The 8,057-nt window shown below is 68.0% G+C and carries 8 protein-coding genes; all 8 read left to right on the top strand.

Going from position 1 to position 8,057, the window contains the following annotated elements:
- Positions 1-163 precede the first annotated feature (163 nt).
- Positions 164-772, top strand: a complete 609-nt coding sequence (locus ACFU3E_RS37920; protein ID WP_384169233.1) for a CDP-alcohol phosphatidyltransferase family protein — start codon at positions 164-166, stop codon at positions 770-772.
- A gap of 114 nt (positions 773-886) precedes the next feature.
- Complete coding sequence (locus ACFU3E_RS37915) at positions 887-3,382, top strand: mannose-1-phosphate guanyltransferase (RefSeq protein WP_031104797.1); 2,496 nt, start codon at positions 887-889, stop codon at positions 3,380-3,382.
- A gap of 98 nt (positions 3,383-3,480) precedes the next feature.
- Positions 3,481-4,395, top strand: coding sequence for a DUF881 domain-containing protein (locus ACFU3E_RS37910; RefSeq protein ID WP_384169229.1), 915 nt, complete (start codon positions 3,481-3,483; stop codon positions 4,393-4,395).
- Complete coding sequence (locus ACFU3E_RS37905; RefSeq protein WP_003988855.1) at positions 4,392-4,724, top strand: small basic family protein; 333 nt, start codon at positions 4,392-4,394, stop codon at positions 4,722-4,724. The genes ACFU3E_RS37910 and ACFU3E_RS37905 overlap by 4 nt, the downstream gene beginning before the upstream one ends.
- Before the next feature lie 5 nt (positions 4,725-4,729).
- Positions 4,730-5,641 (top strand): DUF881 domain-containing protein, encoded by a 912-nt coding sequence (locus tag ACFU3E_RS37900; RefSeq protein ID WP_384169226.1) that lies wholly within the window; start codon positions 4,730-4,732, stop codon positions 5,639-5,641.
- A gap of 61 nt (positions 5,642-5,702) precedes the next feature.
- Positions 5,703-6,656, top strand: coding sequence for an FHA domain-containing protein (locus ACFU3E_RS37895; RefSeq protein WP_384169223.1), 954 nt, complete (start codon positions 5,703-5,705; stop codon positions 6,654-6,656).
- A gap of 53 nt (positions 6,657-6,709) precedes the next feature.
- Positions 6,710-7,447 (top strand): MerR family transcriptional regulator, encoded by a 738-nt coding sequence (locus tag ACFU3E_RS37890; protein ID WP_384169220.1) that lies wholly within the window; start codon positions 6,710-6,712, stop codon positions 7,445-7,447.
- Positions 7,448-7,532: 85 nt separating this feature from the next.
- Positions 7,533-8,006 carry a bifunctional nuclease family protein gene (locus ACFU3E_RS37885; protein ID WP_003988851.1) on the top strand — a complete coding sequence of 158 codons (474 nt, stop codon included), beginning with the start codon at positions 7,533-7,535 and terminating at the stop codon, positions 8,004-8,006.
- The last annotated feature ends 51 nt before the right edge of the window (positions 8,007-8,057 follow it).

Raw genomic sequence — 8,057 nt, 5'->3', positions numbered from 1 at the left:
CAGCGCCGATGGTACTGCAGGGGGGACCCTGTGGGAGAGTAGGACGCCGCCGAACTCCTTTTAGAGCTCTGGCTCTTGGGCGCATAGCCCAAGAGCCAGAGCTTTTTGCGTTGAGGTAGGGTCAGGGAGCATCGTCGGCACATTTCCCACAGGAGGCCCCCGGGTGGAGGTTCAGGAGACTCGCGTCCAGACGGACCGTGTGCTCACCATCCCGAACATCCTCAGCATGGCGCGCCTCGTCGGCGTGCCCGTCTTCCTGTGGCTGATTCTGTGGCCTGAGTTCGGTGGGCCCAAGAGTGACGGCTGGGCACTTCTGATCCTTGCCCTGAGCGGCGTCACCGACTACCTGGACGGCAAGCTCGCGCGGCGCTGGAACCAGATCAGCAGCCTCGGCCGGCTCCTCGACCCTGCCGCCGACCGGCTCTACATTCTCTCGACCCTGGTCGGTCTCACCTGGCGCGAGATTCTGCCCCTCTGGTTGACCGCTGTACTTCTGGCGCGTGAGCTGGTTCTGCTGGTGATGGTGGGCATCCTCCGCCGGCACGGCTATCCGCCGCCCCAGGTGAACTTCCTGGGGAAGGCCGCCACGTTCAACCTGATGTACGCCTTCCCCTTGCTTCTGCTCAGTGACGGAAGTGGCTGGATCTCGTCACTGGCTGCTATTTTCGGATGGGCGTTCGCCGGATGGGGTACAACGCTGTACTGGTGGGCAGGAGTCCTCTACGTGGTACAAGTCCGCCGCCTGGTTCGTGCGGACGCCATGGCCGATTGAACTCCCGGATGGTCCTGCTGCCGTAGCGGAGCGATGGCCCGTGCTGGATAAGTGCGGGACAATCCTGGCGGGGGAAGTCGGCTAGACCGTCTCTTCGAGGAGGACGCTTCCGACATGAAGGCCGTCGTGATGGCCGGAGGCGAAGGCACCCGCCTTCGTCCTATGACCTCAAGCATGCCCAAGCCGCTCCTGCCGGTGGCCAACCGCCCGATCATGGAGCATGTTCTGCGGCTGCTCAAAAGGCATGGGCTCAACGAAACAGTCGTGACTGTCCAGTTCCTGGCGTCGCTCGTCAAGAACTACTTCGGTGACGGCGAAGAGCTCGGTATGGAGCTCACCTATGCCAATGAGGAGAAGCCACTCGGTACCGCCGGAAGCGTCAAGAACGCAGAGGAAGCGCTGAAGGACGATGCCTTCCTTGTCATCTCCGGCGATGCTCTGACGGATTTCGACCTCACCGAGCTCATCAATTTCCACAAGGAGAAGGGCGCACTGGTCACGGTCTGTCTGACGCGTGTGCCCAACCCGCTGGAATTCGGTATCACCATTGTCGATGAGGAAGGCAAGGTGGAGCGCTTCCTCGAGAAGCCCACCTGGGGCCAGGTCTTCTCCGACACCGTGAACACCGGCATCTACGTGATGGAGCCCGAGGTCTTCGACTACGTCGAGCCCGATGTGCCCGTCGACTGGTCCGGCGATGTCTTCCCGCAGCTGATGAAGGAAGGCAAGCCCGTCTACGGCTACATCGCCGAGGGCTACTGGGAGGACGTCGGCACCCACGAGAGCTATGTGAAGGCGCAGGCCGATGTCCTCGAGGGCAAGGTCGACGTCGACATCGACGGGTTCGAGATCTCCCCGGGCGTGTGGGTCGCCGAGGGAGCGGAGGTGCATCCCGACGCCGTCCTCCGTGGACCCGTCTACATCGGTGACTACGCCAAGGTCGAGGCCGGCTCCGAAATCCGTGAGCACACCGTCGTGGGCTCCAACGTGGTCGTCAAGAGCGGGGCGTTCCTGCACAAGGCCGTCGTCCACGACAACGTCTACGTGGGGCCGCACAGCAACCTGCGTGGCTGCGTGGTCGGCAAGAACACCGACATCATGCGTGCGGCGCGGATCGAGGACGGGGCGGTCATCGGTGATGAGTGCCTGATCGGTGAAGAATCGATCGTCCAGGGCAATGTGCGGGTCTATCCGTTCAAGACCATCGAGGCCGGCGCGTTCGTCAACACCTCGGTGATCTGGGAATCCAGGGGCCAGGCGCATCTCTTCGGCGCCCGCGGTGTGTCCGGCATCCTGAACGTCGAGATCACGCCGGAACTCGCCGTCCGCCTCGCGGGCGCGTACGCGACCACGCTGAAGAAGGGCTCGACCGTCACCACGGCCCGGGACCACTCGCGCGGTGCCCGTGCGCTGAAGCGGGCGGTGATCTCCGCGCTGCAGGCCAGCGCGATCGACGTGCGGGACCTGGAGAACGTGCCGCTGCCCGTGGCCCGGCAGCAGACCGCGCGGGGCAGTGCGGGCGGCATCATGATCCGCACCACCCCCGGGGTGCCGGACTCGGTCGACATCATGTTCTTCGACGGGCAGGGCGCCGACCTGTCGCAGGGCAGCCAGCGGAAGCTGGACCGGGTGTTCGCGCGGCAGGAATACCGCCGTGCCTTCCCCGGGGAGATCGGCGACCTGCACTTCCCGGCCAGTGTCTTCGACTCGTACACCGGGTCGCTGCTGCGGAACGTCGACACGACCGGGATCGCGGACTCCGGACTGAAGGTCGTCGTGGACGCCTCCAACGGAAGCGCCGGTCTCGTCCTGCCGAGCCTGCTCGGCAAGCTCGGGGTGGACTCGCTGACCATCAACCCCGGTCTCGACGAGTCCCGGCCGACCGAGACGGCCGACATGCGCCGGTCGGGGATGGTGCGTCTCGGGGAGATCGTGGCGTCCTCGGGCGCCGCGTTCGGCGTCCGGTTCGACCCCGTCGGTGAGCGGCTGTCGCTCGTCGACGAGAAGGGGCGGATCATCGAGGACGACCGGGCGCTGCTTGTGATGCTGGACCTGGTCGCCGCTGAGCGGCGCAGCGGCCGGGTCGCGCTGCCGGTGACCACGACCCGGATCGCCGAGCAGGTGGCGGCGTACCACGGGACGCAGGTCGAGTGGACGACCACCTCTCCCGACGACCTCACGCGCGTGGGCGGTGAGGAAGGGACGATCTTCGGCGGTGACGGCAAGGGCGGTTTCATCGTCCCCGAGTTCAGCAGCGTGTACGACGCCACCGCGGCCTTCGTACGGCTCATCGGGCTCGTGGCGCGGACGCAGCTCACGCTCAGCCAGATCGACGCGCGGATCCCGCGGGCGCACGTCCTGAAGCGGGATCTGGCGACCCCGTGGGCCGTCAAGGGGCTCGTGATGCGGCGGGTCGTCGAAGCGGCCGGAGACCGCTTCGTGGACACCACGGACGGCGTGCGTGTGGTGGAGACCGACGGCCGCTGGGTGATGGTGCTGCCTGACCCGGCCGAGGCTGTCACCCACCTGTGGGCCGAGGGACCGGACGACGCCTCCGCGCAGGCCCTGCTGGACGAATGGTCGGCGGTCGTGGACAGCGCCGGCCGGTAGAACGGGCTGCACGCGTGCGTGCCGGACAAGTGTCCCCAACGGGGCCTGTCCGGCACGCCGGTGGGGCCGTTCGGAGGTAGTGCTCGCGACGTGCGACGATGTGCGGCATGCCGCAGCAACCCCCCATTCGGAGCACACCCACGCGGCCCCGGCGCCCGGATGCGTCCATGTCGTTGCTCACCAACGTCATGGACCACAGCCTCGACGACGGATATGCCGAGGCCACCGCGCGCAGGAAGGCCGTGGGTGAGAGCGGCATGCCGAAGACGCTCAGGGCGAAGCTGGGGCTCGCCGCCGGCCTGGTGCTCGCGGCCCTCGTCGTGACCGTCGGAGCCGCGCAGGCGCGGGTCGCCGCCCCGGTCGTCGCCAAGGAGCGGGAAGAGCTGGTCGACCGCATCGACCGGGAGACCGAGGCGGCGGACAAGCTGGAGAACACCGTCGACGAGCTGCGCGCGGACGTGAGCGCACGGCAGCGCGAGGCGTTGAAGAACAGCGGTGGCAGCGCGGACTCCGATCTGGCCGGCATCCTGGCGGGCGCGGTGGCGGTGCACGGCCCCGGTGTGAAGCTCGTGGTGAACGACGCAAAGGCAGCGGCCTCGGGTGGCGACGGCAACCCGCGTGAGACCTCCGGGTTCTCCGACACCGGACGGGTGCGTGACCGGGACATGCAGCGTGTGGTGAACGGTCTGTGGGAGTCGGGAGCCGAGGCCGTCTCCATCAACGGGCAGCGGCTGACGGCGCTGTCCGCGATCAGGGCCGCCGGGGACGCCATACTGGTCGACAACAAGCCGCTGGTGCCGCCGTACACGGTGCTGGCGGTGGGGGACGGGCAGCGGCTGAGCACACGGTTCCAGAACAGCGCGGACGGGTTGTATCTGAACGCGCTGCAGGAGAGCTACGGCATCAGGACAGGCATCTCCGTGGAGGACGACCTCCGGCTGCCTGCCGCGCCGCGTGTGACCGTACGCACAGCACAGCCGAGCATTGAGAAGAGCGAGAAGGGCACATCGTGATCGCCGTACTGGGCCTCGTCGTGGGAGTCGTGGCCGGCCTGTTGGTCCGGCCTGAGGTTCCGGCGGTGGTCGAGCCTTATCTGCCGATCGCTGTCGTGGCGGCGCTCGACGCCGTCTTCGGCGGTCTGCGGGCCATGCTCGACGGCATCTTCGACGACAAGGTCTTCGTGGTGTCGTTCCTGTCGAACGTGGTCGTGGCCGCGTTGATCGTGTTCCTGGGCGACAAGCTGGGTGTGGGTGCCCAGCTGTCCACCGGTGTGGTGGTCGTCCTCGGCATCCGGATCTTCTCCAACGCCGCGGCGATCCGCCGGCACGTGTTCCGGGCGTGAGGCCGATGAGCGATCACGACGAGAAGCCCGCCGAGAACGGGGGCGACCCGCGCGACGGTGGGGACGACCCGGGGAGCAGGCTGCGCAAGGAACTGCCTCAGGAGGTGCCCCCGGCGTCGCCTGCCGCCGAGGAGCCCCCGAAGGAGCCGGAGCCCAGGCAGGCACCGGACGACCAGTCGGCCCCCGAGCCGCATCTGACCGGGCGGCAGCGGTTGGCGCAGGGGCTGTGGCCGCCGCGGGTCACGCGGGCCCAGCTCATCGTCGCGGTGCTGTTGTTCGGCCTTGGTTTCGGGCTGGCTGTACAGGTGGCCTCGAACAGCGACAGCGACAGCGCCCTGCGTGGCGCGAGGCAGGAAGATCTTGTCCGCATCCTCGATGAACTGGATGACCGTACTCAGCGTCTTGAGGACGAGAAGCAGGGTCTCGAGAAGCAGCGCGACGAGCTGGAGAACAGCTCGGACCAGGCCGAGGAGGCCAGGAAGCAGACGATCGAGAAGGAGAGGCAACTCGGCATCCTGGCGGGCACGGTGGCCGCGCAGGGGCCCGGCATCACCATGGCGATCGAGGACACGAAGGGGACGGTCGAGGCGGACATGCTGCTCGACGCGATCCAGGAGCTGCGCGCTGCGGGTGCGGAGGCGATCCAGGTCAACGGTGTCCGTGTCGTCGCGAGCACGTATCTCACGGACTCGGGCAAGGGTGTGAGCGTCGACGGGAACAAGATCAACGCTCCGTATCGTTTCAAGGTCATCGGCAAGTCGCAGGACCTCGAGCCGGCGCTCAACATCCCCGGAGGCGTGGTGCAGACCCTCGAGAAGGAACAGGCCACCGTCACGATCGAGCGGTCGACCGACATCGTCGTGGACGCCTTGCGAGCAGCGAAGCGGCCTGACTACGCTCGGTCGTCCTCGCAGTGAGCCGGGGGTGCATGGGCGGCGTCCGGCGAGGGCAGGAGGTTGCGGGGGGTCGGCGCACCGAATGGGCGGTGCGTGGTGGAAACTGTCTGGTGCAGACGGACGTTGTCAGGATGTCCGGGTCGGCCAGAGTGTTCAGTCAGGGTTCGTCCTGCCCCACGGGCGGGTCTGTTTCGGTCAAGGGGAATCGCCCGTGAAGTTGTTTGCGAAGTTGTTCGGCAAGAGCGCGCGAGAGGGCAGCGACAACGCGACCGCCCATCATCGCGCACAGCCTGACGCGGAGGGTCAGCGGCCGCTGTTCCGGGACCAGGTCGGCGGCCCGGGCGGCGACGTTTCCGGAGGTCAGGGCGCGCCGTCGGTTGACCCTGCGCAGCCCGGCGGCATAGGTTTCGGGCAACCGTCAACCTCAGGTGCGGGTGGAGGGTTTTCCGACCCGTATGCGTCCAATGCCCCCGGTGGGCAGCCGCGGCAGGAGGATCCCATGTCGGCGCTGGTGTGTACGAGGTGCGGTAACCGCAACGCGGAGAACAGCCGTTTCTGCTCCAACTGCGGCGCGCCGCTGCGGGCGGGAGCGACGCCGGAGCGTCCGTCCGAGACGACCTCCACGATCTCCATCTCCGGTCTCGAGGCCTACGACAGCGAGACCACCGGCCAGACGCCGATGCCGACCCTGTCCCCCGAGGCGCAGGCCGCCGTCGACGCGCTGCCGCTGGGTTCCGCGCTCCTGGTGGTGCGCCGCGGGCCGAACTCGGGCAGCCGCTTCCTGCTGGACGGCGACCTGACCACGGCCGGCCGGCATCCGCAGAGCGACATCTTCCTGGACGACGTGACGGTGTCCCGGAGGCACGTGGAGTTCCGCCGTGGTCAGGACGGTTCGTTCACGGTGGCCGACGTGGGCAGTCTGAACGGCACGTACGTGAACCGGGAGCGGATCGACCAGGTCGCCCTGAGCAACGGCGACGAGGTGCAGATCGGCAAGTACCGGCTGGTCTTCCACGCCAGCCAGCGGGGCTACTGACCGGGCTCGGTCCGGACAGACCCCAGCGAAGGTCCATCCGTCAGGGAAGGTCCATGCTTCAAACACCGAGCGGCGGTGCCGGGGACGGCACCGCCGCCACGGACAGTGGGCTGATGAGCATCGGCACGGTGCTGAACGTGCTGCGCGACGAGTTTCCCGAAGTGACCATCTCCAAGATCCGCTTCCTGGAGTCGGAAGGGCTCATCGAGCCGCAGCGGACCCCGTCGGGGTACCGCAAGTTCAGCGCCCACGACGTCGAGCGCCTCGGTCACGTCCTGAGGATGCAGCGGGACCACTATCTGCCCCTGAAGGTGATCCGGGAGCACCTGGAGGCCATGGAGCGCGGTGAGGCAGTGCAGCTGCCGGTCGTGGGCCGTCAGCGTAACGGGGAATCCCCGTCCGAGCCGCCCGAGGGGCCCACAGCGGCCAGGATCGGGCGTGAGGAGCTGCTCGCCGCCGCCGGGGTCGACGAGCGCGAGCTCAAGGAATGGGAGTCCTACGGCCTGCTCACTCCTCTGGAGGACGGGGTCTACGACGCCGAGGCCGTTCCCGTGGCCCTGCTCGTCGCCGAACTCGGGCGGTTCGGGATCGAGCCGCGGCACCTGCGGGCGATGAAGGCCGCCGCCGACCGTGAGGCCGGGCTCGTGGACCAGGTGGTGGCCCCGCTCAGGCGGCACCGGAACCCGCAGACCAGGGCTCATGCCGAGGCCCGCACCAAGGAGCTCGCGGGGCTCACGGTGAAGCTGCACACCGCGCTGGTGCAGACGGCACTCGGGATACGGCTGCCCTGAGGCGGCCGGGTGCTCGCGGGCCGGATCAGGCGCCCGATCCCGGCCCGACTACCCAAACGTCCCGAGCACGGCCTAGGGTTGCTGTGTGAACGAGCTCGATGTCGTAGGTGTCCGGGTCGAAATGCCCTCCAACCAACCGATCGTGCTGCTGCGTGAAGTGGGAGGCGACCGTTACCTCCCCATCTGGATCGGACCGGGGGAGGCGACGGCGATCGCCTTCGCCCAGCAGGGCATGGCTCCCGCGCGGCCGCTGACACACGACCTGTTCAAGGACGTGCTGGAAGCCGTCGGCCAGGAGCTCACGGAAGTGCGCATCACGGACCTGCGTGAGGGCGTCTTCTACGCGGAGCTGGTCTTCGCCAGCGGCGTCGAGGTGAGCGCCCGCCCGTCCGACGCCATAGCGCTGGCGCTGCGCACCGGGACGCCGATCTACGGCAGTGACACGGTGCTCGACGATGCCGGCATCGCGATCCCGGACGAGCAGGAGGACGAGGTGGAGAAGTTCCGCGAGTTCCTCGACCAGATCTCCCCGGAGGACTTCGGCAGCAGCAGTCAGTGAGCTCCTCGCGACCTGCGAGACGTGTGGGCGGCCCGGCGGACGATGTGGTCC

It is taken from the genome of Streptomyces sp. NPDC057424 (assembly GCF_042803315.1).
In the GTDB taxonomy this organism is placed as follows: domain Bacteria; phylum Actinomycetota; class Actinomycetes; order Streptomycetales; family Streptomycetaceae; genus Streptomyces.
This window is presented reverse-complemented; position numbering and strand designations above follow the sequence as displayed.

Coding starts and splice junctions, on each gene's coding strand:
- ACFU3E_RS37915 (WP_031104797.1), top strand. CDS start 887: ATGAAGGCCGTCGTGATGGCCGGAGGCGAAGGCACCCGCCTTCGTCCT.
- ACFU3E_RS37910 (WP_384169229.1), top strand. CDS start 3,481: ATGTGCGGCATGCCGCAGCAACCCCCCATTCGGAGCACACCCACGCGG.
- ACFU3E_RS37900 (WP_384169226.1), top strand. CDS start 4,730: ATGAGCGATCACGACGAGAAGCCCGCCGAGAACGGGGGCGACCCGCGC.
- ACFU3E_RS37895 (WP_384169223.1), top strand. CDS start 5,703: ATGGGCGGTGCGTGGTGGAAACTGTCTGGTGCAGACGGACGTTGTCAG.
- ACFU3E_RS37890 (WP_384169220.1), top strand. CDS start 6,710: ATGCTTCAAACACCGAGCGGCGGTGCCGGGGACGGCACCGCCGCCACG.